Here is a 25,640-nt window from a genome sequence, read left to right on the forward strand (position 1 = left end):
GCGACCTTCACCGCGCCGGAACCCCCTTCACGATCGCCTTCGGCCCGACGTCGCGGGTGACGCACGCGCCCGCGCCGACGGTGGCGCCCTCGCCGACCCGCAGCCCCTGCAGCACGCAGGCGGTCGTGCCGATCAGCACCTTGGACCCGATCCGGCAGTCGCCGGAGATCGCGGCCAGGGGGTTGACCTGGACGAAGTCGGCGAGCTCGGTGTCGTGGCCGACGGTGCAGTTCTGGTTGAGGTGCACGTGCCGGCCGATGCGCACGTCGGTGGTGACGCGGGCGCCGGCGAACGCGACGAACCCCTCGCCGAGGCACGCGTCCGGCCCGATCGTCGCGGCCGGGTGGATCAGGGTGGCAGCGGCGAGGCCGTGCAGTTGCAGCTGCTCGTCGAGGCGGGCCCGGATCCGCGGGTCGCCGATGCCGATCACGTAGCCGATCGAGGGGCGCTCGTCGCCGAGCCGGGTGCTGGGGCCGAGGAACGGCACGCCGAGCGCGGTCACCCGGTCGAGGTTGCGCTGGGTGGGGCTGTCGTCGACGAACCCGCGCACGGGCATGCCGGCGGCCCGGGCGATGGTCAGGATCTCCCGGCCGTGGCCGCCGATGCCGACGATGACGAGACCGTTCCTCATGCCTGCCGCCCTTCCGGCACGGCGCGCAGCTCGTGGTTGGTCGCGGAGCCGGCCGCGGTGACGCCGTCGCGGCGCACGACCGTGCGGACCGTCGCGGCCAGGATCCGCAGGTCCATCCGCAGCGACCGGGCCCGCACGTAGTGCAGGTCGTGGGCGAACTTCTGCTCCCACGTGAGGTTGTTGCGGCCGAGGACCTGGGCCAGGCCGGTGATGCCGGGCCGCACGTCGTGCCGGTGCGCCTCCTGTTCGGTGTACCGGCCGAGGTACGCCACCGGCAGCGGGCGCGGGCCGACGAGGCTCATGTCGCCGCGCAGGACGTTCCACAGCGCGGGCAGCTCGTCGAGGCTGGTGGCGCGCAGGAAGCGGCCGGCGGCGGTGAGCCGCTCCGCGTCGCTGCCCGGGTCGAAGCCGCGCGGGGACGGGCGCATCGTGCGGAACTTGACGAACGTGAACGGCCGCCCGTGCAGGCCGGTCCGCTCCTGCCGGAACAGCACCGGCGACCCCATCGTGCAGCGGACGAAGACGGCGGTGGCGGCGAGGACCGGGGCGAGGACGACCGTGGCGGCGGCGGCGCCGGCGAGGTCCAGGGCGCGGTTCACAGGAACTCGTCGATCGCGTCGAAGACGCGCCGCTGGGCGGCGTCGCCGAGCTGCGAGCCGCTGGGCAGCGCCAGGCCGGTCGCGAAGAGGTGGTCGGCGGCGCCGGTCAGCCAGCTGCGGGCCTGGCGGTACACCGGCTGCCGGTGCATCGGCTTCCACACCGGCCGCGTCTCGATGTCGTGCCCGGCGAGATGCTCGCCGAGCGCCTCGGCGGACCAGCCGGACTCGCGCTCCTCGACCGCGACGACGGTCAGCCAGCAGTTGGATCCGTGCTCGCCGTCGCCGACGATCCGCACCCCGGGCACGCCGGCGAAGGTCTTGGCGTAGCGCTCCCGCAGCTGCCGCCGCCGCGCGAGCATCCCGTCGAGGCGGGACAGCTGGGCGCGGCCGACCGCGGCGAGCAGGTTGCTGAGCCGGTAGTTGTACCCGACGTCGGCGTGCTCGTAGTGCGGCACCGGCTGCCGGGCCTGGGTGGACAGGTAGCGGCAGCGCTCGGCGAGCGCCGCGTCGTCGGTGACGAGCATCCCGCCGCCGGACGTGGTGATGATCTTGTTGCCGTTGAACGACAGCGCCGCGGCCCGCCCGAAGGACCCCGCCGGCCGCCCGTCCCGGGTCGCGCCGAGGGCTTCGGCCGCGTCCTCCAGCAGCGGTACGTCCAATTGCTGGAGTGACTCGTAGTCGGCGCAGGCGCCGAAGAGATCCACCGGGACGACCGCGGTGACGCGCCGGCCCTCCCGGCGCAGGTCGGCGACGGCCCGCTCGGCGAGGGCGGCGTCGATGTTGCCGGTGTCGGGCTCGCTGTCGACGAAGACGGGCTCGGCGCCGGTGTAGACGACGGCGTTGGCGGTGGCCGCGAAGGTCAGCGTCGGCACGATCACCGTGTCGCCCGGCCCGACGCCCATCGCGAGCAGCGCCAGGTGCAGCGCGGCGGTGCCGGAGCTGACGCCGACGGCGTGCGCGGTGCCGCACCGCTGGGCGACCTCGGCCTCGAACGCGTCGAGATCCGGCCCGACGGGCGCGACCCAACCGGAGCGTAGGGCGTTGACGAGGTAGCGCTCCTCGGTGCCCGAGATGTCGGGCGCGGACAGGAAGATGCGTGAGTTCATCGGGGGCTTTCCATGCTGTTCGTCTGCCGGGCCAACCTGTGCCGTTCGGCCATGGCCGAGCGGCTGGCCCGGGCCGGTGGCCTGGACGCCGCGAGCGCCGGCACGCACGCGATGCCTGGTCTGGACATGCCGCCGGAGGCGAAGGCGGTGCTGCTGGAGCGGGGCGCGGACGCCGCGGGCTTCGCCAGCCGGCGCGTCGACGCCGTGCTGCTGGCCGGCGCCGACCTGGTGCTGACCGCGACGCGGGCGGAGCGGGCGCACTGCGTGACCCTCGCCCCGGCGACGGCGGCGCGGACGTTCACGCTGCGCCAGTTCGGCCGGTACCTGGCGGCGCTGCCGCCGGAGCCGACGACGCTGCGCGACATCGCCCGGGTGCGGGGGCGGCTGCGGGCGGGCTCACCGCTCGACGACGACCTGCCCGATCCGTTCGGCGGCCCGGTCGAGGGGTTCCGCGTCTGCGCCGGGACGATCTCGGACATCATCGCCCTCCTGGCCGGCCGGCCGCGTCGAGATCCCGGGTGACCGGCGCCGGCTTGCCGGCGGCGGCCCTCAGCAGCGGCACGCCGGCCCGGGTGCCGTAGTAGGCGTAGGAGTAGGCGTCGTCGCCGCCGGACTTCGCGCCGTTGAGCACGCAGCCGAAGAGCCGGGCCGAGACCGCGTCGATGGCGAGGACCGCGGAGCGCACCTGGGTGACGGTGGTCTTGCCGGCCCGGGTGACCAGCACGGCGCCGTCGGCGCGGCTGGCCACGACCGCGGCGTCGGTGACGACGAGCAGCGGCGAGGTGTCGACGACGACGTAGTCGTAGTCCTCGCCGGCGGTGGCGAGCAGCCGGGCCATCTGCTGCGAGCCGAGCAGCTCGCTCGGGTTGGGCGGGATCGAGCCGCTGGCGAGCACCCACAGGTCGCGGTCGCCCCACGGCTGCGCGGCGGTGTCCAGGTCGACCTGGCCGACGAGCACGTTGGTGAGGCCGACGGCGCCCTCCAGGTCGAGGTACTCGGCCAGCTTCGGCCGCCGCACGTCCGCGTCGATCAGCAGGACCCGGTGCCCGTTCTCGGCGAGGACGATCGCGAGGTTGCAGGCGATCGTCGACTTGCCCTCGTCGGGCAGCGCGCTGGTCACGACGATGCAGCGGGCCCGCCGGTCGGGGTCGACGAACTGCAGGTTGGTGCGCAGGTGACGCATCGCCTCGCCGCGCGGCGACCAGGTGGCGTCCTCCAGCAGGAGCGGCTCCTGGCGGGCCCGCGGGTCCAGCGGCACGGTGGCGAGCACGGCCTTGCCGCCGGCCTGCCGCAGCGCGGTCGCGGAGCGGACGCTGCTGTCCAGGATCTCCCGCAGGACGGCGCCGGCGGCGCCGACGAGCAGCCCCATCAGCAGCGCGACGGCGAAGTTGCGGGCGGGCTGCGGCGAGACGGGGTCGGTGCCGACGCGGGGGCCGGTCACCACGTCGACGCGGACGGTCGGGCTGTCGCCGCCCGGCGGGGTCTCCAGGACCGCGACGAGGGCGGCGAACTGCGTCGCGACGGACTCGGCGATGCGCAGGGCGCGGTCGCTGCGGGTGTCCAGGACGGTGATGTCCAGCAGCACGGTGTCGGGCACGGTGCGCGCGCTGATGCGCGCCTTGACCCCGTCGGCGTCCAGGCCGACACCCGGGTCCGCGGCGACGGCGCGGGCGAGGCGGTCGCTGGTGACGAGGTTGACGTAGGACCGGGCGCGCTGCTGCGAGAACAGGCCGCCCTGGTAGGCGTCGGTCACGCCGCTGCTCGGGGTGCTGACGAAGAACGTCACCGAGGCGGCATACGTCGGCGCGGTGCGCGCGGTGATCACGACCGCGGCGACCAGGGCCAGGCAGGCGGTCGTGGCCACCAGCCACCAGCGTTTCCGGACCGCGCTGACATAGTCGCGCAGCTCCATACGCCATGACCTCCCGTGTTCGCTTCTTCACGAAGAGTGACATGTTGTCATGACGCAAGAGGTGAAACGGTCTAATTTCCCCTATCCGGTTTTACCGGGATCTCATCTGCCAAATCGTGAAGAATGGTCGCCGTGTCGAAGGGGGAACCGATGGACGACCACAGGCCCTCCGGGCCCGCGGACTGGCCCGCCGACCTCTGCGCCTGGGCCGGCGGCCTCGCGCTGGCGATCACGATCGGGCCGGACCGGCCGTCGCTGCTCACCGCGGGCGCCGCGATCGTCCTGGCCGCCGCGGCGCACACGGCGATCGCGTGGCCGGTCCACCTGTACCGGCGCCGCTACGGCCACGGGACGCTGCCCGAGCTGCGGGCGCTCGCGCTCGCCGTCGCCGCGACCGGCGGGCTGCTGTGGGTCGCCGGGGTGGCCCCGGCGGCGGTCGCCGGGGTCGGCGCGATGGCCACCCTGCTGGCGATGGTCACCGGCCGCGCGGCCGGCCGCCTGCGGCGCGAGCGGCGGCTGCGGGTCGCCCCCTCCGCGCAGGCCGTGCCGGTGCTCGTCTACGGCGCGGGCGCCGCCGGTCACCGGCTGCTGCGCTCGATGGCGCACGACCCGCACTGCCGCTACCGGCCGGTCGGCATCGTCGACGACGACCCGGCCAAGCAGAACCTGCGCGTCGAGGGCGTCGCCGTGCTCGGCGGGCGGGCGTCGCTCGCCGCCGCGATCGCGCGGACCGGCGCCGAGGTCGTCATCTTCGCCATCCGGGCCGACGACGGCGCGCTGCTGCGCGACGTCCGGGCCGTGACGACCGCCGCGCGCCGCGACCTCAAGATCCTGCCGTCCATCGACGAGAGCCTCGACGGGCCCGTGGGCGTCGCGGAGATCCGCGACGTGCAGCTGTCGGACCTGCTCGGCCGCCGCCAGATCGACACCGACCTGGCCGCGATCGGCGACTACCTGGCCGGCCGGCGGGTCCTCGTGACCGGCGCCGGCGGCTCGATCGGCTCCGAGCTGTGCCGGCAGCTGCACCGCTTCGGCCCGGCCGAGCTGATGATGCTCGACCGCGACGAGTCGGCGCTGCACGCGGTGCAGCTGTCGATCCACGGCCGGGCCCTGCTGGACAGCCCCGAGCTGATCCTCGCCGACCTGCGCGACGCCGACTCCATCGCCGCGGTCTTCGCCGAGCGCCGGCCGGAGGTGGTGTTCCACGCCGCCGCGCTCAAGCACCTCACGCTGCTGGAGCGGCACCCGGCCGAGGCGTTGCAGACCAACGTCCTCGGCACGCTCAACGTCCTGTCGGCGGCCGCCGCGGTGGGGGTCGAGCGCTTCGTGAACATCTCCACCGACAAGGCCGCCAACCCGATCAGCGTCCTGGGCTACACGAAGCGGATCACCGAGCGGCTCACCGCGCACCGCTCGACCGTCGCGGCCGGCACGTTCCTCAACGTCCGGTTCGGCAACGTGCTCGGCAGCCGCGGCTCGGTCGTCACCGCCTTCCAGGCGCAGATCGCCGCCGGTGGGCCCGTCACCGTCACCGACCCGGACGTGACCCGCTTCATGATGACGGTCCAGGAGGCCGTGCAGCTGGTGATCCAGGCCGCCGCGCTGGGCGCCGGCGGCGAGGCGCTCGTGCTGGACATGGGCACCCCGGTGCGGATCGACGACCTGGCGCACCAGCTCGCCGCGCAGGCCGAGCGGCCGGTCGACTTCGTCTACACCGGCCTGCGGCACGGCGAGAAGCTGCACGAGGAGCTCTTCGGCGCCGGCGAGATCGACCTGCGGCCGCTGCACCCGCTCATCTCGCACGTCTCGGTGCCGCCGCTCGACCCGTCGCTGGCCCTCGCGCTGGACGTGCGGTCGTCGCCGGCGGCCCTGGTCGGCCAGCTCGCCGACCTGTGCCTGGTGCCGTTCGCCGATCCCGCCGCGCTGCCCGCGGCTCCTTCCGCGGCGCCCGCGGTGTCTTCGAAGGCGCCCGCGGCGCCTATCGCGGTGCCGACGCTATCTGCCGCTCGTACCAGCTGACGGTCTCGGCGAGGCCCTGGTCGAGCGGGACCGGCCCGTGGCCGGGGAAGAGCTCCCGCAGCCGGGACGACTCCGCCTGCGAGTCGCGCACGTCGCCGGGCCGGGCGGGGTCGAAGACCACCTCGACCGGCCGGTCGACCAGCCCGCGGATCTTGTCGATCAGGTCGACCAGCGACGTGCGGGTGCCGAACGCCAGGTTCACCGGGGTCGGGCTGGTCACCCGGCGCACGGCGGCGTCGGTGAGCAGCCGCGCCACCGACCCGACGAACGTGAAGTCCCGCGTCTGCCGCCCGTCGCCGTGGACGTGCAGCGGCTGCCCGCGCAGCGCCGCGTCGGCGAACGTCGGGATGACCGCGGCGTAGGCGTGACCGACCGACTGCAGCGGCCCGTACACGTTGAAGAACCGCAACGCGAGCACCGGCAGGCCGTAGGTGGCGCCGTAGGCCAGCACCGACGACTCGGCCGCGAGCTTGCTCGCCGCGTACGGGCTCTGCGGGCGGGTCGGCAGCTCCTCGTGCTTCGGCAGGACCTTCGTCGGCCCGTACACCGAGGACGAGGACGCCGTGATGATCGGCGTGCCGCCGCGCCGGCAGGCCTCCAGCACGTGCATGGTGCCGGTGGCGTTGACCAGGTGGCTGCGTAGCGGGTCCGCGACGGACCGCGGCACCGACGGCCGGGCGGCCAGGTGGATGACGACGTCGGCCCGCTCGACCGCGTCGTCGATCGCGGGCCGGTCCAGGATGCTGCCGGTGACCAGCGTCGCGCCGACGCCGTCGAGGTTGCCCTCACTGCCGGTGCTCAGGTCGTCGAACGCCACGACCTCGTGCACGGCAGGGTGGGTGACCAGCTCCCGGCACAGGTTTCCCCCGATGAACCCCGCGCCGCCGGTGACCAGAACTCTCATCAACGGGTGCAACGGCGGCCGCACGGGTCAGGTGACGCCACGGACGAGGTCACCTCTTTTGCGGATGAACCAGTCCTTTCGGACAGCATCGAGGTCTGCGAATCCCGAAGATCCGTGAGACGTTGGTGGGCATGACCGAACAGCAGCTCGCCGGCGGTGGCGTCAACCAGGTCGTCCGGGTCGGCGCGACGGTCCGGCGCCCGGCCGGCGCCTGGAGTCCGCGGATCCATCAGCTTTTCGAGCACCTGCAGACCCGCGGCTTCACCGGCGCGCCCCGCTCCTTCGGCACCGACCCGCTGGGCCGCGACGTCTTCAGCTACCTGCCCGGCGACGTCGGCCACGACCCGTGGACCCCCGCCGTCGCCGGCGACCCCGCCCTGACCAGCGCCGCCCGGCTGCTGCGGGCCTACCACGACGCGACCGCCGACGTCGCCGCGAGCTGGCGCGACGGATGGCAGCTGCCGGCCCGCGAGCCCGTCGAGGTGATCTGCCACAACGACGCCGCCCCGTACAACTGCGTCTACGACGGCGACCACGCCATCGGCCTGATCGACTTCGACGTCGCGGCCCCCGGCCCGCGCTCGTGGGACCTGGCGTACGCGGTCTACCGCTTCGTCCCGCTCGGCTCCGCCGCCGGCGAACGCACCGCCGAGCGCCTCGACCTGTTCTTCGACGCCTACGGCGCCGACCCCGCGCTGCGCGAGGCCACGCTCGCCTCCGTCGCGCCCCGCCTGCGCGCCCTCACCGACTACATGCGCGCCGAGGCCGCCGCCGGCAACGAGGCGTTCGCCGCCCACATCGCCCGCGGCGACCTCGACCACTACCTGCGCGACATCGCCCTGCTCACTAGTAGTTGACCATGAACTCGTAGTACGTCGAGGTGCCCTCGTTGCCGGCCATGTCGATCGGCGCGGCCTCGAACACCGGGTAATAGTCAGACGGCGCGTAGCTGACGGTGGCCGAGCCACCCGGCTGGTCGAGGTACACGTAGTTCCGGGCGCCGCTGCCGCTGATGTACATGAACCCGATGACGTCCCGGTTGCCCTGCGCGTCCAGCGTAAAGGTGCCCGGCACGTACAGCTCGCCGTGCGGCTCGCCGTCCTGCGGGAAGTCGGTCGAGCTGACCAGCACCGTGGTCGCCGGCGGGGTCAGGTCGATCTTCAGGTAGCAGGTCTTCGACCAGGCCGAGTAGTCCGTGTAGTCGTAGGCCTGAGCGGCCCAGGCGACCACGGTGCCCTCGGCGAGGCCGTTCAGCATGAGGTAGACCCGGCCATCGTTGCCGGCGGGCACCACGTGGCGCTGTTCCGGGGCGTCGACCGGCCACCAGGCGAAGACGACCGACCTGAAGTCGAGCGGGTCGGCGTCGGTCACGGTCACCGCGACTTCGGCGCCGAGGTTGGCCGGCCGGGGCCGTTCAAGCGTGCCGCAGCGGCCGTCGCGGGCCAGCCCCGGGTCGCGCACGACCGGGATCGCGTTGTGCGAGACCAGCGTCTGCGGCCTGCCGATGAGGAACCCCGATCCGGCCGCCCCCTCGTCGGCCTGCACCACCCGCAGCTCGAAGGTGACGGACCGGTCACCGCGGGCTCTCGCCGCCGTGATGACATCGGTGATGACCGTGTCCACGAACCACCCGTCACACCCGCGCGTCCACTGCCGCACGAGCTCCAGCTCCGCCGGCGCGTTGCGCCAGGTCGGCGTCCGGTTGAGTTTCCCGGTGCGCCAGAGCTCGAGCGTGACAGGGCCGGCGCAGGCGGCGTCGGGTGTGATGAGCGCCGAAAGACTTGCGCCGCTGATGCTGTTGCCCTTGAACCCGGTGAGGTCGTAGGTGAAGTACGAGCGCCTGGTGTGGGTGACACCGTCCGGGCCGGTGGTGGTGCCGACCGGCAGGTCGCCCGCGGTGTTGACGAACGCGGTCCGCGGCTGCTGCGCCTCGGTGTAGGCCCAGGTGGTGGGCGTCAAAGACGTCTGCGCGGCGGACGCGGGCGCGGCCCCGACCACCACCGTGGCGAGCCCGACCGACAGCGCCGCCGCGTACGGCAGCACTCTGCTGATGCGATGCAAGTGTCGTTCCTCCCCGTCGCCGCCCCGGGATGTTCCGGGGCGGACGGGGCCAGCATAGCGATCACGGTCTCTGCTTCAGAGCCGTTTACAGCCGCGGGAGGATCTCCCTGGCGAGGGTGGTGGCGAACTCGACCGGGTGGCGGTCGGGCATCGTCATGACCTCGGTGACGCCGAGGCGGCCGTAGGCCTCGACGTCGCGGAGCCAGGCGTCCGGGTCCTCCAGCGGAGGGCGGGTGATCAGCACGGTCTTGACGATCTCGGCGTAGTCGCGGCCCTCGGTGTCGCAGTGGGCGCGCAGGACGTCGAGCTTCGCGGCGACGTCGTCCGGCGTGGAGCCGAAGAGGTTGCAGGCGTCGGCGTACTTCGCGACCAGGCGCAGCGTCTTCTTCTCGCCACCGCCACCGATCATGATCATCGGGCGGGCGCGGCCGAGCGGCGGCGGGGAGTTGAGCGTCTCCGTCAGCCGGTAGTGGGTGCCCTCGAAGGCGCCGTTGTCGTCGCTCCACATCTGCAGGCAGATCCGCAGCGTCTCCTCGAGGCGCTCGAAGCGCTCCGCCACCGGCACGACGGGCACGCCCAGGCCGTGCTGCTCGCGCTCGTACCAGGAGGCGCCGATCCCGAGCCGGGCCCGGCCCGCCGACAGCACGTCCAGCGTGGTGACGATCTTCGCCAGGAGGCCCGGGTGGCGGTACATCACGCCCGTCACCAGCAGGCCCAGCGTCATGCGCTCGGTGAGGGCCGCGAGGTAGCCCAGCGTCGTGTAGCCCTCCAGCATCGGCTCCTCGGCGGGTGCCATGCCGTCCATCTGGAAGTAGTGGTCCATGACCGTGAAGGACGCGACCCCCGCCTGCTCGGCGATGAGGGCCGTCTCCTTCAGCGTCGGCGCGATGGCCGCCGGGTCGGCGGGTGTCGAGAAGTTCCAGTAGTGCAGCCCCAGCTTCATGGGGTCAATCATTGTCCCGGATCGCCGGGGTTGCGGCGATCCGGGACATGAAACCCCCTACAACAGTCCGCGCGCGACGAACGCGGCCCGGGTCGCCTGGGCGGCCTGGGTGCCGTAGAGGCGTTGCGCCGCGTCCACGGTGGCCTGGGCAGCCGCCGCGAACGTGGTGTCGACCGCGAAGGCGAACTGCGCCTCCACGATCAGGGTGCTGGCTCTGGTGTCACCGAGCGCGGCCCGGATGTCCCACAGGGCGCGGGACCAGATCTCGCCGTCGGCGTGGACCTCGCCGACGACGCTCTCCGGGTAGTGCTTGGTGCCGTCGAGCCGGCGCAGGCAGTGCGGCACGGTGCTGGTGTAGGAGACGGAGTCCCAGTCCGCCACGCATGCCTCCGGGGTGCGGGCAGGCGCCCCGGTCGCCCAGCTGCTGACGGCCACGGCCAGGTAGTCGCCGAACGCCTCACCGATCGCGCCCGACTCCAGGGTCGTGCCGAATCCGGGCACCTGGCCGTCCTGCACCGAGTGGCCGTACTCGTGCACGATGACCTCGGCGTCCTCCGCGTCGTCGACCCCGCCCTTGCCGAGGGTGATGTTGGCCTTGTCTTCGCGGAAGAACGAGTTGTCGCCGCCGTACTGGTCGATGCGGACCTCGATCCGGCGCTGGTTGACCGGCCTGAGCGCCGAGCCGAAGCCCAGATGCTGCAGGTACCGCTGCGCGGTGGTCACCCAGTAGTAGGCCATCACCTGCTCGAACTGGTCGGCGTCGCGATGCCAGGCGGGGAACGCGCCGTCGACGGCGAGGGCCGCCTTGCCGGTGGAGCTCTTCACGACCACGTACCGGCCGGACAGCTTGCCGGTGCCGTCGAGGTCGGTGAGCGTGACCTGACGGTAGGCCGCTGCGAACGCCGGGCTGTCGGCGTCCTTCGCATCGACCAGGCTCTGCAGTCCGAGGGCCTGCACCGGGTTGGGGTAGAACACGGTCGCGGTCGCCGATTCGCCGGTCGGCGTGGCGTGCGCCGGTCCGGCCGCCCCGACGGACACGACCGTGGCCACCGCCGCGGTCAGTGCGAGGATCCTTTCCTTCATGCGCGAAGGAGCGGAGGAGGCCCCGTGCGCGTTACCGGACGGCCTGGTGGACCAGCCGGACGGCCGGCTCCTTGTAGACGGCGAAGCCGCCCTTGGTGCCCTGCTTCACCTGATACATCGCCATGTCGGCGTCGCGGAGCAGCTGGCCGCCGTCGCGGCCGCCGCCGCTGATCGCGACGCCCACGCTGGCGCCGACGCGGACCTCGGTGCCGGCGATCTCGAACGGCTCGCCGACGGTGGCGACGATGCGCTCGGCGACGCGGACCGCGACGCTCGCGTCGCCGCCGGCGATGACGATCGCGAACTCGTCGCCGCCGAGGCGGACCACGGTGTCGTCGCCGCGGACCGCGGCGAGCAGCCGGCCGGCGACGCCGATGAGGAGGTCGTCGCCCGCGGCGTGGCCGAGCTCGTCGTTGACGGGCTTGAAGTTGTCCAGGTCGACCAGGAGCAGCGCCTGGTCGGCGCAGTCGCCGCCCTCCAGCAGTTCGGTGAGCATGCGGCGGTTCGGCAGGCCGGTCAGCGGGTCGTGGGACGCCTGGTGGCGGATCAGCGCCTCGTGCTCGGCGAGCGTGTCGAGGGCGATCTGCTGCTGCTCCAGCATCTCCTCGTTGGCCTTGGTGGTGAGGCGGTGCTCGCGCTCGAAGCGGTAGAGCAGCAAGCCGATCGCGGTGACGGCGAGGGTCATGGCGACGGCGAGCGACAGGTCGGCGACGGTGTTGGCCAGCGCGGCGGCGTCGGCCGCCTGCTGCTCGAGGCTGCGCAGCTGGGCGTTCAGCCGGCCGAACTGCGGCTCGGTCTGCCGCTTCTCCAGCGCCCGCGCCTCGGCGATCTTGCCGACGCCGAGCATGCCGAGCTCGGTGTCCAGCACGGCGTGGTACGCGCTGACGCTGTCCTCCAGCTGCTGCACCGTGGCGGCGTCGAGGTCGCCGAGCGCTTCGACGATGGCGCGCTCGCGGCTGCGGATCTCGCCGAGCTCGCGGGCGACCGTCACGGGCGTGTTGCGGTCGGCGACGGTCTTCCACTGCAGCGAGCTCTCCTCGTGCAGCAGCATGTTGAGCTCGCTGAGGCGCGACCGGGTGGCCTCCTGGGACTGGCTCCTGCCGTGCAGGTACACGTTGGCGAACGTGACCCCGCCGAGCAGCACGATCGCGAGCGCCAGCACCCGCGGCCAGCGCCACCCGAGCTTCCCGACCTTCCGCATGGCATGGCTATCGGCACGCACGCGCCGACCTTCGAGTTTTGTGCCGGAGATTCTTCAGTACCCGGGGCTTCGGGACGATTGGCTCTTCATGAAGGGCTCCCCAGTGCAACGCAGCCTGAGCCGGCGCCGGCTGATCATGTCCGCGGCGGCCGCCGCGGCGACGCTCCTGCCCGCCGCGGCGTGCGCGAACAAGGACGGCGAGGGCGCGGGCGGCATCGGGTACGCCGCCGACCGGCCACCCGTCACGATCGAGTTCTGGTACATGCCGTACGGCGGGCCGGTGCAGGACCAGGCGGTCATCACCGAGACCGAGGAGTTCCACAAGGCGCACCCCAACATCACGGTCAAGGCGGTCCGGGTGCCGTGGGACGAGGCGCTGACCCGGCTCAGCACCGCGTCGACCAGCGGCGAGGGCCCCGACGTGACGGTGCTGGGCACCACCTGGGTGGCCGGCTTCAGCTCGATCGGCGCGCTGCGCCCGTACAGCATCGAGGAGATCGCGGCGGTCGGCGGCGAGGACGTCTTCGCCAAGGCGAGCTGGAGCTCCAGCCACCTGATCACGTCGCAGGAGATCACGGCGCTGCCGTGGCTGATCGACATCCGGGCCCTGTTCTACCGCACGGACGTGCTGCGCAAGCTCGGCCTGGACCCGAAGGAGGCGTTCGCGACCTGGGACTCCTTCGAGGAGACCCTGCAGAAGATCAAGGCGTCCGACGCCGGGGTCGCGCCGCTCGCCATCGGCCTGCAGAACAACTTCGGCATCATCCACAACGTGGCCCCGTTCATCTGGGGCGCCGGCGGCGACCTGATCAAGGACGACGGCACGAAGTCGATGCTCGCCGAGCCCGCCGCGGTCGACGGCGTCACGTACTACCAGCGGCTCATCGGGCTCTACGACGACCCGAAGGCGATGGCGCTGTCCTCCAGCGACGTGCCGCGCGCGTTCGCCGAAGGTACCGGCGCCATCACCATCGACAACTCCCAGTCGGTCGCCGAGTTCGCCTCCGACCCCTCCCGCGCCGGCCTGAAGGCGGGCTGGTCGACGGCGCCGATGCCGGCCGGGAAGGCGGGCCGGTTCGGCTTCCTGGGCGGCTCCAACCTGGGCATCCTCAAGGAGGCGAAGCATCCCGAGGCGGCGTTCGAGTTCGTCCGGTACCTGACGGGCAAGGCGAGCCAGCAGCGCTACAGCGTCAACTCGGGGCTGTGGCCGGCCCGCACCGAGGCGATCGAGGGCACCAAGCTGGCGACCGAGCCGGAGTATGCCGCGTTCCGGGAGATGATCCCGCACGGCAAGATGTACCCGTCGGTCTCGGCCTGGATCATCGTCGAGTCGGTGATCGCGAAGGACCTGCGGGAGCTGTGGAGCGCGCCCGGGGCCCTGGGCCGCGGTCAGGTCCAGGAGATCATGACCAGGACGACCGCGGACATCGATGAAGCGCTGCGCGACCCGACGAACACGGGGATCACGCCGTAACGCTTTCGGGGGTCCCGCCGCTCCTTCTCCCGTGGATGTGGTCGACCCGGTCTTCGTGGACCGCACCGGCCGGCGCCGGAGGCTCTTCACGATCCTCGGGGCCGGCCTCGGCGTGCTGCTCGCGGCCGGTTGCGCGCTGCTGATCGCCGGGCTGCTGGGCGCCTCGCCGGTGCCGCTGCCCGGTTTGCCGGAAAACGGGCAGATCGGTCGCCACCAGGACGGTCTCGGGACGGCGCCGACCAGCGGCGCGCCCGCGCGGCCCACCACGAAGCCCACCTCGGCACGCCCCGCCGCCGCGCCCGGGACCGATGGCGGCGCGTCACCCAGCCCGTCGGCGAGCGAGCCGCACGACAACCGGAAGACGGCGCACCCGGGCAATCCGCGACCGAGCCGGACGAAGTAGCGGTGGCCCGGCACTCGTCCCATCGGGCGCCCAGATCGCCCAGCGCGCCCAGGGCGCACTGGCTGCTGCTCCTGCTCGTCATGGCGGTCCTGCTCGCCGAGCTGTGCCTCGACGGCTGGGTGCGGGGCGTGCCCGGCGCCGAGCCCTCGGCGGCCCCCGGCGAGCTGGGCCCGGTGCTGCAGGTCCAGGCGGACGGCACCGTGCGCTCCGCCGGGATGCCGGCCGGCGCGGTCGCGCTCACGTTCGACGACGGGCCCGACCCGCGGTGGACGCCGCTGATCCTCGACGCGCTGCGCCGCAACCACGCGCGGGCCACGTTCTTCGTGGTCGGCTCGCGGGTCAACCAGCACCCGGACCTGGTGCGGCGCATCGTCGCCGAGGGGCACGAGCTCGGCGTGCACACCTTCACCCACGCCGACCTGGCCGCGCTGCCCGCCTGGCGGCAGCGGCTCGAGCTCGACCTCACCCGCACCGCGATCGCCGCCGCGACCGGGCGGACCGTGCGGCTGCTGCGGCCGCCGTACCTGTCGACGCCGCAGCGGCTGCCCGCCGGGTTCCTCACCGTCATGACCGACCGCGACACGCAGGACTGGCAGCGGCCGGGGGTGGACGCCATCGTCGCCGCGGCCGCGCCGGGCGGCGTCGTGCTGCTGCACGACGGCGGCGGCGACCGGACGCAGACGGTGGCGGCGGTCGAACGGATCACGGCCACCCCCGGGCGCCGGTTCGTCACGGTCTCCGAGGGGCTCGGCCTGCCGCCGGACGCGGCCGCCGGCACCGGCGACGTCGCCCGCGGCCACGCGCTGCGCTGGGCGCAGACCGCCGGCGGCTGGATCAGCGCCGCGATGTGGTGGCTGATCGTCGCCGCCACCGCCCTCGCCCTGGTCAGACTCGTCGTCCAGGTGGCCATCGCCCGCCGGCACGCGCGCCGCGCCGTCGCCGGGCGGATGCGCTCCTTCGGCCTGGTGTCGGTCATCGTGCCGGCCTACAACGAGGCGGCGAACATCGCCGCGACGGTCCGCTCGCTGATCGGCAACGACTACCCTGCGCTCGAGGTCGTCGTCGTCGACGACGGATCCACCGACGACACCGCCGACGTGGTGCGCCGTCTCGCGCTTCCGGGGGTCCGCCTGATCCGCCAGGCCAACGCCGGGAAGCCGGCCGCCCTCAACACCGGCGTCGCGGCCGCCCGCGGGGAGCTGCTGGTGCTGGTCGACGGCGACACCGTGTTCGAGCCCGACGCGATCGGCCGGCTCGTCCAGCCGTTCGCCGACCCGTCCGTCGGCGCGGTCAGCGGCAACACGAAGGTCGCCAACCGGGGCGGGCTGCTCGGCCGGTGGCAGCACCTGGAGTACGTGGTCGGCTTCAACCTCGACCGGCGCATGTTCGACCTCGGCGAGTGCATGCCGACCATCCCGGGCGCGATCGGCGCCTTCCGCCGGGCGGCGCTGTTCGACACCGACGGGGTGCCCGCGGACACCCTCGCGGAGGACACCGACCTGACGATGGCCATCCTGCGCGCCGGGTGGCGGGTCGTGTACGCGGACCGCGCCATCGCCTGGACCGAGGCGCCGTCGTCGCTGCGGCAGCTCTGGCGGCAGCGGTACCGGTGGTGCTACGGCACGATGCAGGCGGCCTGGAAGCACCGCCGGGCCATCGGCGAGGGCGGCCACCTGGGCCGGCGCGGCCTGGTCTACCTGGCGGTCTTCCAGATGCTCCTGCCGCTGACCGCACCGCTCATCGACGTCTACGCCGTCTACAGCCTCCTCTTCCTGCCCTGGGCCCAGGTGGCCGCGGTGTGGTGCGGCTTCACCGCCCTGCAGGTCCTGGCCGCCGGTTACGCGCTCCGGCTCGACCGCGAGTCCCTGGGGCCGTTGTGGACGGTGCCGCTGCAGCAGGTGGTGTACCGCCAGCTGCTCTACCTGGTCGTCATCCAGTCGGCCGTCGCCGCGCTGCTCGGCGGCCGGCAGCGCTGGCAGGTGTCGACCCGCACCGGCCTCGCCGCGGCCGCCGTCACCCCGCGCGGGCCCGCGCTCCCGGGCGCCCTCGTCCCGCACCAGGCGCCGGAGGTGGCCCCGGACCGGGCACCGCACGCGACCCACTCCATGGACCTGCCTGCGCCGCAGGGCTCCGAGCCGTGGGTGGCGCGCGACGGCCGGGCGTGGCCGTCGGATCTGTCGGGCCGGCCGTGACCGCCTTGGCCGGTACCCACCCGACGCCGTACTCCCACGGCTGCCCCGCGCGCTCGTCGACGGGCGGCGATGCCAGGACGCCCCCGCGCGGCGACGCCAGGACGCCCGCACGCGCCGAAGCCAAGCCGCCGCCGGGCGGCGACACCGGGGTGCCGGCGGACGGCGACGCCAGGACGTCCCCGCGCGCCGACGCCAGTCCCTCGGCAGGCGCCGACACCAGGACGCCGGCGGTCGACGCCGGCGACGCCGGCACGCTCGCGCGCGACGACGCCGGGATGACCGCGGACGGCGACATCGGGACGGCGCAGGTCGAGCTGGCGCTGGGCGAGGTCACGCTCGACGACCGCCTCGAGGTGGCCCTGGCCGGGGCGATCGGCGGCGACGCCGCGGCCTTCGCGGATCTGTGGCGGGCGCTGCAGCCGCTGGTGCTGCGGTACCTGCGGGTCGTCTGCGGCGACGCCGCCGAGGACGTGGCGTCGGAGACGTGGCTGCAGGCGTCGCGGGACCTGCGGCGGTTCAGCGGCGGCACGACCGCGTTCCGGGTGTGGCTCTTCCGGATCGCCCGCAACCGCGGCATCGACGAGAACCGGCGCGCGTGGCGGCGGCGCGAGGAGCCGCACCAGACCGTGCACGAGGTCCGCGAGGCGGCCGGCGAGATCGTCCGCGACGTGGCCCTGGACGCCGGCGACCGGTCCGGCACCGAGTGGGCGCTGCGGATGATCCGCACCCTGCCCCCCGACCAGGCGGAGTCGGTGATGCTGCGCGTCGTGGCCGGTCTCGACGTCGCCGGCACCGCCAAGGTCCTGGGCAAGCGCCCCGGCGCGGTCCGTGTCGCGACGATGCGAGGGCTGCGCCGGCTGGCCGACCATCCCGAAGTCCAGGCGCACCGCGGCACAGATCCGCGGGAAGGCGGCTGATCATGCCCGAGACACCGATCCACGACGCGCTGGCACCCGACGGCCTGGCCCTGGACAGCCTGACGCCCGACGTCGCCGAGCGCCTGCTCGACCTGTGCGAGCCGGCCGCAGGGCGGCACGCGGGCGTCGCCGCGCTGCTCGTCGCCGCCGCGGGGCCGGCCCTGCCCGCCGAGCTGACCGGCGAGGACGACACCGTGCGGGAGTTCCGCCGGGCCTACCGCCGCACGTGGCGCCGGCGGCGCAACGCCCTCATCGCCTGCGCCGTCGCGGCGGTCGTGTCGCTGGGCGGCACCGCGTACGCGGCGAGCGGCGCACCCCTGCCGGATCCGGTGCGGCGCACCGTCGAGTCGCTGTTCGGCGACGACTCGGGCAGCGGGCCGGCCACGCCGTCCTCCGGCTCGCCGGCCGGGTCACCGGCGGGCACGCCGGGGCCGTCGCGGTCGCCGTCGCCGGAGGCGAGCGGGCCGGGCGCCGCCCGGATCGAGGAGCTCTGCCGCGCGTGGGAGGCGAGCCGCACCAACCCGCAGGCGCCGCCGGTCAGCGGCGAGGACCGTCGCATGCTCGCCCAGGCGGCGAAGAGCGCGACCGGGATCAACGACTTCTGCCGAGGCGTCCTCGCCCCGAAGCCCGCGCCCACCACGCCCGCGCCCACCACGCCGGCGGCCTCCCGCCCGGGCGAAGAAGGCGCGGACGTCGAGCCCTCCGCCGTGGAGGCCTCCCGCCCGGGCGCCGTCAAGCCCGGCACCGCCAAGCCCAGCCGCACCCACCCGGTCAAGCAGTCCGGCCGCTAACGCCGCGCCGCGTCCAGGGTGGCGCGGACCTCCGCGAGGAGGTCGACGAGGTGGCGCAGGCGCTCGTCGTCGAGGCCGGCGAAGGCGACCGTCGCGTCGGGGTGCATGGCGCGCATGGCCTGGCCGATCAGCTCGCCGCCGAGCTGGGTGAGCGCGACGCTGCGCCGGCGGGCGTCGCCGGGGGCCGCCTCCACCGTCACCGCGCCGCGGTCGACCAGCGTCTTGAGGGTCTTCGAGACGGCGGGCTGGTTGACCTCCATCGCGGCGGCGATGTCACCGACCGAGCCGGGCCCGGCGTTGGCGAGGTGGAGCAGGACCGCGGTGTGGGTCATGGTCAGCCCGAGCGGGCGGAGCGCCCGGTTGAGCCGCGTCTCGGCGAGCTGGTGCGCGATCGACAGCTCGCGCATCGCCCGCCCTTGCAGCTCAGCGCGCGTCTGAGGGGTCATGTGGGCAAATATATTCCATGGAACACTTGACGTCACCCGCCGCCCCTCGCAAGATACATTCCATGGAATTCATTGAGCGTGTACAGCGCGCGAAGCTCCCCGTCCTGGCCGGCGTCACCGTGGCAGGCTTCGCCGCCCAGCGGATCACCCAGACGGTCCTCGACGGCTTCTACGCCCGCTCCGGCTACCCGGTGCCCTACTACGTCGGCCAACTGTCGTTCAGCGCCCGCAAGCTCTCCGGCTGGTACACGACGATGCGGGAGGCGGGCACCCTCGGCGTCTACTGGCAGACCCAGTTCATGGACTTCGCCTTCATCGCGGCCACGGCGCTGTTCTTCACGGCCGCCCTCGCGCTGGTGGCCCGCGCGTTCCCGGCCGGCAGCCGCGGCCGGCGGATCGCCACCGTCGCTGTGGCGCTGGGCCCGTTCGCCCCGCTGTGCGACGTGGTGGAGAACCTGCTCTCGTTCGCCATGCTGCCCGACCCGGGCGCGGTGAACCCGGTCGTCGCGGTCCTCTACTCGACCGCCGCGGCGCTGAAGTTCGCCGGGTTCTTCGCGGTGTACCTGTGGATCCCCGGCGCCCTGGTCGCCGCACTGATCAGTCGACGGCGCAGCGGGGCCGACGCGTAGTGTACAGATGTACATAGCGAGTGTACGGTTGTACACATGACCGAGAGGACCATGCGGGAGCGGATGCTCGCCGGGGAGCTGTACCGCGCCGAGGACCCGCAGCTGGCGGCCGACGACGCCCGCGCGCAGGCGCTCTCCCACAGGTTCAACACGATGGACCCCACCGATCACGAGGGGCTGCGGGCGGTGCTGACCGAGCTGCTCGGCGGCTTCGGCGAGGGTGCTTACGTGCGGCCGCCGCTGCGCTGCGACTACGGGTATCAGACGACGTTCGGCGCCCGCGCGTTCGCCAACTGGGGCCTGGTCTGCAACGACGTCGCGACGATCACGATCGGCGACGACGTGCAGATGGGGCCCGGGGTGCAGCTGCTGACCTCCACCCACCCGCTGGAGCCGGACCCGCGCCGCGACAAGTGGGAGGCGGCGAAGCCGATCGTCATCGGCGACAACGTCTGGCTCGGCGGCGGCGTCATCGTCTGCCCCGGCGTCACGATCGGCCCCGACACCGTCGTCGGCGCCGGCTCCGTGGTGGTCCGGGACCTCCCCGCGGGCGTCCTCGCGGTCGGCAGCCCGGCCCGCATCGTCCGCCGGCTCACCGACGCGCCGGAGGCGGAACCCGCTCCGGAGGCCGCCCCGCCCACTCCGGCAGCCACGACCCAGCCGGCCACATCGGCTCAGCCGGCACCACCCACCGCAGCGGCGGAGTCCGCGCAGGCAGAGTCCGCGCCGGCGGGATCCCCAGGCACGGCCGGCCCGGTCTGAGGTGGCGGCGGGGACACGGCGGCACGACCCGAACCGGAAGGACCGCATCGTCGACGCCGCGATCGCGGTGATCGCCGAGCACGGCGTCGCGGGCACCACCCACCGGCTCATCGCCGCGGCGGCGGACGTGCCGCTGGGGTCGCTGACCTACCACTTCAGCAGCCTCGACGACCTGCGGGCGCAGGCGTTCCGGCGGCACGCCGAGCGGATGTCGATCGTCTACGAGTCGCACTTCCTGCACGTACACACGCATGAAGCGCTGATCGAGGCGGTCACCGACCTGATCCACGGCGACGCCGGCGCCGACACCGCCGACTGGGCCATCGCCTACGAGCTCTACCTGGCCGCGCTGCGCGACCCCGAGCTGCGCACCATCACCGAGACCTGGATGCGCACCAGCCGCGCGGTCCTCGAACGCTTCGTCGACCCGACCACCGCCCGGGGCGTCGACGCCCTGATCGAGGGCCTGGTCATGCACAAGACCCTGTCCACGGCACCCGTCTCACGCGAGGAGATCCGCGTGATCGTGGCCCGGGTCCTGCACCAACCCGCACAAGACCCACAGATCAACGGAGACCCGCGATGACCCTGACCGCCGGGCCGGCGCTCACCACCGACCGATCACTGCGCGCCGCGACCCGCGCCGTCTACGCCGCCTTCATCTGGTCCGGGTTCGCGATGGCGAGCTGGGCCACCCGCATCCCGCAGATCCGCGACGAGCTGCGCCTCGGCCCGTCGCAGCTCGGCCTGGTCCTCGTCGCCATCGCGGTCGGGTCGATCATCTCGCTCGTCCTGTCGGGCCAGATCGTCGCCCGCCTCGGCTCCCGCGCCACGGTCGCGGCGATGGCGGTCCTGCTCGCCGCCGGCCTGACCGTCGTCGCGGCCGGGTACCACCTCGGCGTGCCGCCGGTCGTGCTCGGCCTCTTCGCGTTCGGCTTCGCCAACGGGGCTTGGGACGTGGCGATGAACGTCCAGGGCGCCCTCGTCGAGCGCCGCCTCGGCCGGGCGATCATGCCGCGCTTCCACGCCGGGTACAGCGTCGGCACCGTCGCCGGCGCCCTGCTCGGCACCGCGATGGTGGCGCTGAGGGTGCCGGTCACCGCCCACCTGATCGCCGTCGCCGTCCTGGCCGGCGCCAGCACGTTCGTCATGGTCCGCACGTTCCTGCCCGACGACGCGCCCGCGTCCGCGGAAGGCGGCACCGCGGAGAAGAAGGGTGGGCTGCTGGAGTTCTGGACCGAGCCGCGCACCCTGCTCGTCGGCGTCTTCGTGCTGGCGTTCGCGTTCACCGAGGGCGCGGGCATCGACTGGATCGCCGTGGCCGTCATCGACGGCTACGACACCCCGGCCGCCGTCGGCACGCTCGCGTTCACGGTGTTCCTGACCGCGATGACCGCCGGCCGCTGGTTCGGCCCGGCGCTGCTGGACCGCTTCGGCCGCGTCCCCGTCGTGCGGGCCCTCGCCGTGATCGCGCTGGCCGGCCTGGCGCTGTTCATCTTCGGCCCCAACACCCCGACCGCGTACGCCGGCGCGCTCCTGTGGGGCACCGGCGCCTCGCTCGGCTTCCCGGTCGCGATGAGCGCCGCCTCCGACGACCCGGCCCGGGCCGCGGGGCGGGTCAGCGTGGTGGCCTCGATCGGCTACTGCGCGTTCCTCGGCGGCCCGCCCCTGATCGGGGTGCTCGGCGACCACATGTCGGTCCTCCGGGCACTCATCGCGATCCCTGTCCTGCTGACCGTCGCCTTCCTGCTGGCGGGCGCGATCCGCCCGCTGCCGGAGTCGCCGGAGACCCCGGAGCGTGTTTGACCGCATCGGTGATCGGGCACCCCTGAAACAGCGGCACACCGACGCCGCTTCGTCGGGAAACGAGGAGGAACAGTGACCGTCACCGGAATCATCACCGCGCTGATCGTCGGTCTGATCGTGGGCGCGCTCGGCAGGCTGGTGGTCCCCGGCCGCCAGAACATCCCGATCTGGCTCACGATGGTCATCGGCGTCGTCGCCGCTCTGATCGGCACCTTCATCGCCAACGCCGTCGGCATCGCGACCGACACGCCCGGCGTCGACTGGGGCGAGCTCCTGGTCCAGGTGATCGTGGCCGCCATCGGTGTCGCGCTGGTCGCCGGCTTCGCCGGCCGGGGCCACCGAGCCCTCTGACCGCATCTCGAGCGACCCCCGGCCATCCCGGCCGGGGGTCGCTTGCTGTCTCCACAGCGTTGTCCACAGGGTCTGAGCAGGCAAACCTTCTTCGTACACATGTGCTATCCACAGGCTGTGGATGGAACGTGTGTACGAAGAACCCGATCGGCTGAACGTCCGATGAACGGGCGGCGACATCGCGATGGACCAGCCTCCGATCGTCCACGGAGGACGTCATCCGGTTGGCACTGGCGGATGCGCCGCGGGCGGCCTATCCTTGGATGCAGTAGACCGGCGCCTTCCCCCGTGGGTGCCGGTCTCACTATTTCTCCGGGGCCTTTCCGTCAGCTGCTCCGGGGCTTCCTGCCAGCGGCTCCCACCAGCGCCGCAGCGACCGCGATCAGCGCCGTCCCCCCGGTCAGCGCCCCCAGGGTCGCCCACGGCACGCTCACCGTCACCGCCCCGGCGACGCCCAGCAGCGTCGTCCACAGGCCGGCCACCGCGACCACCGCGACGACCACCCCGAGCAGGACCCCCAGCGCGACCGTGGCCAGCGTCTCGACCGCCGTCCACGCCAGGACCTGCCGCCGGCTGGCCCCCAGCAGGCCCAGCGACCGCCGCTCCCCCGCCCGGTCCGGCGCCGCCATCAGCAGCGTGTTGACCATCGCCAGGGTGGTGTACGCGAGCACGATCCCGAGCACCACCAGCAGCCCGAGCCGGCTCGCCGACCCCTGGCCCTGGCGCGCGGCCGCCAGCCACGCCTCGCGCGTGACCGCCCGGGCCCGGTGCCCGTCGGCAGCGGCCCGCAGCGCCGCGGTCGTGGCGGCCGGGTCGGTGCCGGGGCGAAGGCGCACGTACGCGACCGACGGCAGCGTCCCGGCGGATGCCGGCAGGTAGGCGTCGACCGCGCTGCCCGGCGGCAGCACCTCCAGCACCCGCAGGCGCGCCTCGCTGCCGTCGGCGAGCCACAGCCGGGCCGTGTCGCCGGCCCGCAGCCCCCAGTCGGCGGCGACCTTGATCCCGCCGGCGGGCACGTCGTCGGCCTCCGCCGCGTCGCGCCGGACCAGCGCGGTGTCGCCTTCCAGGGTGTACACGGTGGTCTCGGCGCTGAAGGTCACGTCGACGCCGGGGACGCCGCGCAGCCCCGCGACGAGCTCCCGGTCCAAGCCGTGACCGTCGGGCAGGACCAGGAAGTCGGCGTGCGCGGGCCTGGCGCGCAGCACGTTCTTCGCCTCGTCGGTGAGGTCGGACGCGATGAGCAGCGACGCCGCCAGCCCGACGGTGACGAGGACGGGCGCCGCGACCGCCGCCGTCCGCCGCGCCGAGGCCGTCACGTTGCGCACCGCCAGCAGCAGGCCGGTGCCCCGCGGGGTGGCCCCGCCGAGACGGCGGGCGACGACGGCGACGAGCGCCGGGGCGAGCAGGCCCGCGGCGACGATCAGCAGCATCACCACCGGCATGTAGCTCTTGCGGTTGGTCGCGGACGCCGGGTCGCCGATCGCCGTCACCGCCATCGTGACCAGCGCGGTGCCGAGGGTCAGGACGCCGGCGACCCAGCGGGCGGGCGGCATGGTCCGGGACTCCACGACCGTCTCGCGCAGCGCCTCGCCGGGGCGGACCCGGCCGGCCCGCCAGGCCGCGGTGACCGCGCCGAGCAGCGCCACGGTGACGCCGGTGCCGAAGGCGGTCCACATGGGCCACCGGGCCGGGCTGATCGTGTGCACCCAGCCGGGCGCCATGCCGCGCTCGCGCAGCAGGTCCAGCAGCGCCGGGGCCAGCGCGGGACCGGCGAGGGCGCCGATCGCGGCGGCGACGAGCGCGACCGCCAGGGCTTCCCAGTACACCAGCCGCCGCACCTGACCGGGGAGCGCTCCGCCGGCCCGCAGCAGGGCGAACTCCTGCCGCCGCTGCCCGACGGCGAAGGCGAACGTCGAGGCCACGACGAAGATCGCGACGAAGGCGGCGAACCCCAGCGCGATGCCCACGATCGTGTTGGCGTTGTTGCGGGCCCGGGCGTCGGCGACGCGGCCGGGGTCGAGGCGGCCGCGGTCGTCGCCGGTGAGCACCCTGGCCCGGTCGCCGACCGCGGCCCGGACCCGCTCGGCGGCGCCGTCGACGATGACGATGGCGTCGACCTGCGGCCGCAGCTGTGCGGCGGTGGCGTCGGAGAAGAACAGTCCTTCCTTGACGGTGCCGCTCACGGTGTACGAACGGATCCCGTCGCCGGTCACGACCCGGATCCGCGCGCCGACCGGTGCGCCCGAGGTGGCGACCTCGTCGGCGGCAGGCGCGCGGCCCGACAGCAGCGCGGGTGCGAGCGCCCACGGCCGGGCGATCCCCGCGCCGGGCGGCCCGTCGGCGAACTGCGCGGGGATGATCCGGTCGACCCGCCCGGCCGGCAGCGCCGCAACCACGTCCGCGGGCAGGCCGGGCGAGACGGCGAGGGGCTGGCTTTCGCCGCCGCGCCAGGTCGGCACGGTCAGCGTGTCGTGCGGCGCGACCACGACCGGGTAGGCCGCGTACCGCTGCGGCGCCCGGTCCGGGGCGGTGGCGGTGGTGGCGAGGACCTGCCCCATGGCGGCGATGAGGGCGCTGCCGAACGCGAGCGCGAGGAACGTCCCCACGAACGACCGCCACCGCAGCCGCAGCCCCGCGAGCGCGATGCCGATCATGCGGCGGCCATCATCTCGATGACCGCGGACGCGGTGGGGGCGGACAGGGAGCCGGAGAGGCGGCCGTCGGTCAGGAACAGCACGCGGTCGGCGTACGCGGCGGCGGCCGGGTCGTGGGTGACCATGACGATGGTCTGGTGGTGCTCGTCGACGAGGTCGCGCAGCAGCCGCAGCACGTCGCGGCCCGTGTTGGTGTCCAGCGCGCCGGTCGGCTCGTCGGCGAAGAGGACCGCCGGGCGGGTGACGAGGGCCCGGGCGATCGCGACCCGCTGCTGCTGCCCGCCGGACAGCTGCTGCGGCCGGTGCCCGCCGCGGTCGGCGAGGTCGACGGCGGCGAGGGCCCGGTCGACCGTGGCGCGGTCCGGGCGGCGGCCGGCGAGGCGCAGCGGGAGGCCGACGTTCTGCCGGGCGGTGAGCGCGGGCAGCAGGTTGAACGCCTGGAACACGAAGCCGATCCGCTCGCGGCGCAGCAGCGTGAGGCGGCGCTCGCTGAGGCCGGTGAGGTCCTGACCGGCGACCGTGATCCGGCCGGCGTCGGGCCGGTCGAGTCCGGCGGCGCACTGCAGCAGCGTCGACTTGCCGGAGCCGGACGGCCCCATCACCGCCGTGAACGTGCCCCGCGCGAACGCGACCGTGACCGCGTCCAGCGCGGTGTTCTTTCCGTACCGCCTGGTGACGGCCTCGAGCTCAACCATGCCGCCGACCGTATGAGCGGCGGGCACGGTCGCGGTACCGGACAGGTGACCAGTACCCTCG

25 protein-coding genes are annotated in these 25,640 nt (G+C 73.9%); 13 read left to right on the forward strand and 12 right to left on the reverse strand.

Annotated features, from left to right (window positions below; all coding sequences use genetic code 11):
• Positions 1 to 7: 7 nt before the first annotated feature.
• Genes AB0J72_RS17495 through AB0J72_RS17505 form a run of 3 tightly spaced genes read right to left on the reverse strand, consistent with a single transcriptional unit; the run spans position 8 to position 2,336 of the window.
• Positions 8 to 631 carry an acetyltransferase gene (locus tag AB0J72_RS17495; protein ID WP_363399814.1) on the reverse strand — a complete coding sequence of 208 codons (624 nt, stop codon included), beginning with the start codon at positions 629 to 631 and terminating at the stop codon, positions 8 to 10.
• Positions 628 to 1,230 (reverse strand): sugar transferase, encoded by a 603-nt coding sequence (locus AB0J72_RS17500; protein ID WP_363399815.1) that lies wholly within the window; start codon positions 1,228 to 1,230, stop codon positions 628 to 630. The genes AB0J72_RS17495 and AB0J72_RS17500 overlap by 4 nt, the downstream gene beginning before the upstream one ends.
• Positions 1,227 to 2,336, reverse strand: coding sequence for an aminotransferase class I/II-fold pyridoxal phosphate-dependent enzyme (locus tag AB0J72_RS17505; RefSeq protein WP_363399816.1), 1,110 nt, complete (start codon positions 2,334 to 2,336; stop codon positions 1,227 to 1,229). The genes AB0J72_RS17500 and AB0J72_RS17505 overlap by 4 nt, the downstream gene beginning before the upstream one ends.
• Before the next feature lie 12 nt (positions 2,337 to 2,348).
• Between AB0J72_RS17505 and AB0J72_RS17510 the strand changes: the two genes are divergently transcribed.
• Positions 2,349 to 2,858: a low molecular weight phosphatase family protein gene (locus tag AB0J72_RS17510; RefSeq protein ID WP_363399818.1), complete on the forward strand. Its 510-nt coding sequence runs from the start codon at positions 2,349 to 2,351 to the stop codon at positions 2,856 to 2,858.
• On the opposite strand, the gene AB0J72_RS17515 is transcribed toward AB0J72_RS17510, so the two are convergent.
• Positions 2,815 to 4,248 (reverse strand): polysaccharide biosynthesis tyrosine autokinase, encoded by a 1,434-nt coding sequence (locus tag AB0J72_RS17515; protein WP_363399820.1) that lies wholly within the window; start codon positions 4,246 to 4,248, stop codon positions 2,815 to 2,817. The genes AB0J72_RS17510 and AB0J72_RS17515 overlap by 44 nt on opposite strands.
• A 150-nt stretch (positions 4,249 to 4,398) precedes the next feature.
• Between AB0J72_RS17515 and AB0J72_RS17520 the strand changes: the two genes are divergently transcribed.
• Complete coding sequence (locus AB0J72_RS17520; RefSeq protein WP_363399822.1) at positions 4,399 to 6,267, forward strand: polysaccharide biosynthesis protein; 1,869 nt, start codon at positions 4,399 to 4,401, stop codon at positions 6,265 to 6,267.
• Here AB0J72_RS17520 and AB0J72_RS17525 read toward each other — a convergent pair.
• A complete protein-coding gene (locus AB0J72_RS17525) occupies positions 6,227 to 7,171 on the reverse strand; it encodes an NAD-dependent epimerase/dehydratase family protein (RefSeq protein ID WP_360573093.1) in 945 nt (314 codons plus the stop codon). The genes AB0J72_RS17520 and AB0J72_RS17525 overlap by 41 nt on opposite strands.
• Positions 7,172 to 7,302: 131 nt before the next feature.
• On the opposite strand from AB0J72_RS17525, the gene AB0J72_RS17530 reads away from it, so the two are divergent.
• Positions 7,303 to 8,028, forward strand: coding sequence for an aminoglycoside phosphotransferase family protein (locus tag AB0J72_RS17530; protein WP_363399824.1), 726 nt, complete (start codon positions 7,303 to 7,305; stop codon positions 8,026 to 8,028).
• On the opposite strand, the gene AB0J72_RS17535 is transcribed toward AB0J72_RS17530, so the two are convergent.
• The 4 genes from AB0J72_RS17535 to AB0J72_RS17550 form a co-directional block, all read right to left on the reverse strand.
• The gene (locus AB0J72_RS17535; RefSeq protein WP_363399826.1) at positions 8,018 to 9,232 is read right to left on the reverse strand and encodes a hypothetical protein; all 1,215 of its coding nucleotides are present in this window, start codon (positions 9,230 to 9,232) and stop codon (positions 8,018 to 8,020) included. The genes AB0J72_RS17530 and AB0J72_RS17535 overlap by 11 nt on opposite strands.
• Positions 9,233 to 9,317: 85 nt before the next feature.
• Entirely contained in the window at positions 9,318 to 10,175 is an 858-nt protein-coding gene (locus AB0J72_RS17540) for an LLM class F420-dependent oxidoreductase (RefSeq protein WP_363399828.1), read from the reverse strand.
• A 57-nt stretch (positions 10,176 to 10,232) separates the two neighbouring features.
• Positions 10,233 to 11,258 carry a M36 family metallopeptidase gene (locus AB0J72_RS17545; protein WP_363399830.1) on the reverse strand — a complete coding sequence of 342 codons (1,026 nt, stop codon included), beginning with the start codon at positions 11,256 to 11,258 and terminating at the stop codon, positions 10,233 to 10,235.
• A 31-nt stretch (positions 11,259 to 11,289) separates the two neighbouring features.
• On the reverse strand, positions 11,290 to 12,459 hold the full coding sequence (locus tag AB0J72_RS17550; RefSeq protein WP_363399832.1) for a GGDEF domain-containing protein: 1,170 nt from the start codon (positions 12,457 to 12,459) through the stop codon (positions 11,290 to 11,292).
• A gap of 88 nt (positions 12,460 to 12,547) precedes the next feature.
• Here AB0J72_RS17550 and AB0J72_RS17555 point away from each other — a divergent pair, with 88 nt between their 5' ends.
• From AB0J72_RS17555 to AB0J72_RS17575, 5 genes are read left to right on the forward strand one after another with little or no spacing between them, the layout of a single operon-like run.
• Complete coding sequence (locus AB0J72_RS17555; protein ID WP_363399834.1) at positions 12,548 to 13,933, forward strand: extracellular solute-binding protein; 1,386 nt, start codon at positions 12,548 to 12,550, stop codon at positions 13,931 to 13,933.
• A gap of 31 nt (positions 13,934 to 13,964) precedes the next feature.
• Positions 13,965 to 14,336, forward strand: coding sequence for a hypothetical protein (locus AB0J72_RS17560; RefSeq protein ID WP_363399836.1), 372 nt, complete (start codon positions 13,965 to 13,967; stop codon positions 14,334 to 14,336).
• Positions 14,337 to 14,338: 2 nt separating this feature from the next.
• Positions 14,339 to 16,528 (forward strand): bifunctional polysaccharide deacetylase/glycosyltransferase family 2 protein, encoded by a 2,190-nt coding sequence (locus AB0J72_RS17565; protein WP_363399838.1) that lies wholly within the window; start codon positions 14,339 to 14,341, stop codon positions 16,526 to 16,528.
• A complete protein-coding gene (locus AB0J72_RS17570) occupies positions 16,525 to 17,445 on the forward strand; it encodes an RNA polymerase sigma factor (RefSeq protein ID WP_363399840.1) in 921 nt (306 codons plus the stop codon). The genes AB0J72_RS17565 and AB0J72_RS17570 overlap by 4 nt, the downstream gene beginning before the upstream one ends.
• A 2-nt stretch (positions 17,446 to 17,447) precedes the next feature.
• The gene (locus tag AB0J72_RS17575; protein WP_363399842.1) at positions 17,448 to 18,236 is read left to right on the forward strand and encodes a hypothetical protein; all 789 of its coding nucleotides are present in this window, start codon (positions 17,448 to 17,450) and stop codon (positions 18,234 to 18,236) included.
• Here AB0J72_RS17575 and AB0J72_RS17580 read toward each other — a convergent pair.
• Positions 18,233 to 18,682, reverse strand: coding sequence for a MarR family transcriptional regulator (locus tag AB0J72_RS17580; protein ID WP_363399844.1), 450 nt, complete (start codon positions 18,680 to 18,682; stop codon positions 18,233 to 18,235). The genes AB0J72_RS17575 and AB0J72_RS17580 overlap by 4 nt on opposite strands.
• Positions 18,683 to 18,744: 62 nt before the next feature.
• Here AB0J72_RS17580 and AB0J72_RS17585 point away from each other — a divergent pair, with 62 nt between their 5' ends.
• From AB0J72_RS17585 to AB0J72_RS17605, 5 genes are all read left to right on the forward strand, one after another.
• Entirely contained in the window at positions 18,745 to 19,311 is a 567-nt protein-coding gene (locus AB0J72_RS17585; RefSeq protein WP_363399846.1) for a hypothetical protein, read from the forward strand.
• A gap of 36 nt (positions 19,312 to 19,347) precedes the next feature.
• Positions 19,348 to 20,073 carry a sugar O-acetyltransferase gene (locus tag AB0J72_RS17590; RefSeq protein WP_363399848.1) on the forward strand — a complete coding sequence of 242 codons (726 nt, stop codon included), beginning with the start codon at positions 19,348 to 19,350 and terminating at the stop codon, positions 20,071 to 20,073.
• Position 20,074: 1 nt separating this feature from the next.
• Positions 20,075 to 20,659 carry a TetR family transcriptional regulator gene (locus tag AB0J72_RS17595; RefSeq protein ID WP_363399850.1) on the forward strand — a complete coding sequence of 195 codons (585 nt, stop codon included), beginning with the start codon at positions 20,075 to 20,077 and terminating at the stop codon, positions 20,657 to 20,659.
• The gene (locus AB0J72_RS17600; protein ID WP_363399852.1) at positions 20,656 to 21,879 is read left to right on the forward strand and encodes an MFS transporter; all 1,224 of its coding nucleotides are present in this window, start codon (positions 20,656 to 20,658) and stop codon (positions 21,877 to 21,879) included. The genes AB0J72_RS17595 and AB0J72_RS17600 overlap by 4 nt, the downstream gene beginning before the upstream one ends.
• Positions 21,880 to 21,951: 72 nt before the next feature.
• On the forward strand, positions 21,952 to 22,230 hold the full coding sequence (locus AB0J72_RS17605; protein ID WP_344515253.1) for a GlsB/YeaQ/YmgE family stress response membrane protein: 279 nt from the start codon (positions 21,952 to 21,954) through the stop codon (positions 22,228 to 22,230).
• 326 nt (positions 22,231 to 22,556) lie between these two features.
• Here AB0J72_RS17605 and AB0J72_RS17610 read toward each other — a convergent pair whose 3' ends face one another.
• Both AB0J72_RS17610 and AB0J72_RS17615 read right to left on the reverse strand, forming a co-directional pair.
• Positions 22,557 to 24,884 carry an FtsX-like permease family protein gene (locus AB0J72_RS17610; protein ID WP_363399855.1) on the reverse strand — a complete coding sequence of 776 codons (2,328 nt, stop codon included), beginning with the start codon at positions 24,882 to 24,884 and terminating at the stop codon, positions 22,557 to 22,559.
• The gene (locus AB0J72_RS17615; RefSeq protein ID WP_363399857.1) at positions 24,881 to 25,579 is read right to left on the reverse strand and encodes an ABC transporter ATP-binding protein; all 699 of its coding nucleotides are present in this window, start codon (positions 25,577 to 25,579) and stop codon (positions 24,881 to 24,883) included. Before AB0J72_RS17615 ends, AB0J72_RS17610 begins: the two co-directional genes overlap by 4 nt.
• Between the last annotated feature and the right edge of the window lie 61 nt (positions 25,580 to 25,640).

It is taken from the genome of Dactylosporangium sp. NPDC049742, assembly GCF_040674675.1.
GTDB classification, from domain to species: Bacteria; Actinomycetota; Actinomycetes; order Mycobacteriales; family Micromonosporaceae; genus Dactylosporangium; species Dactylosporangium maewongense.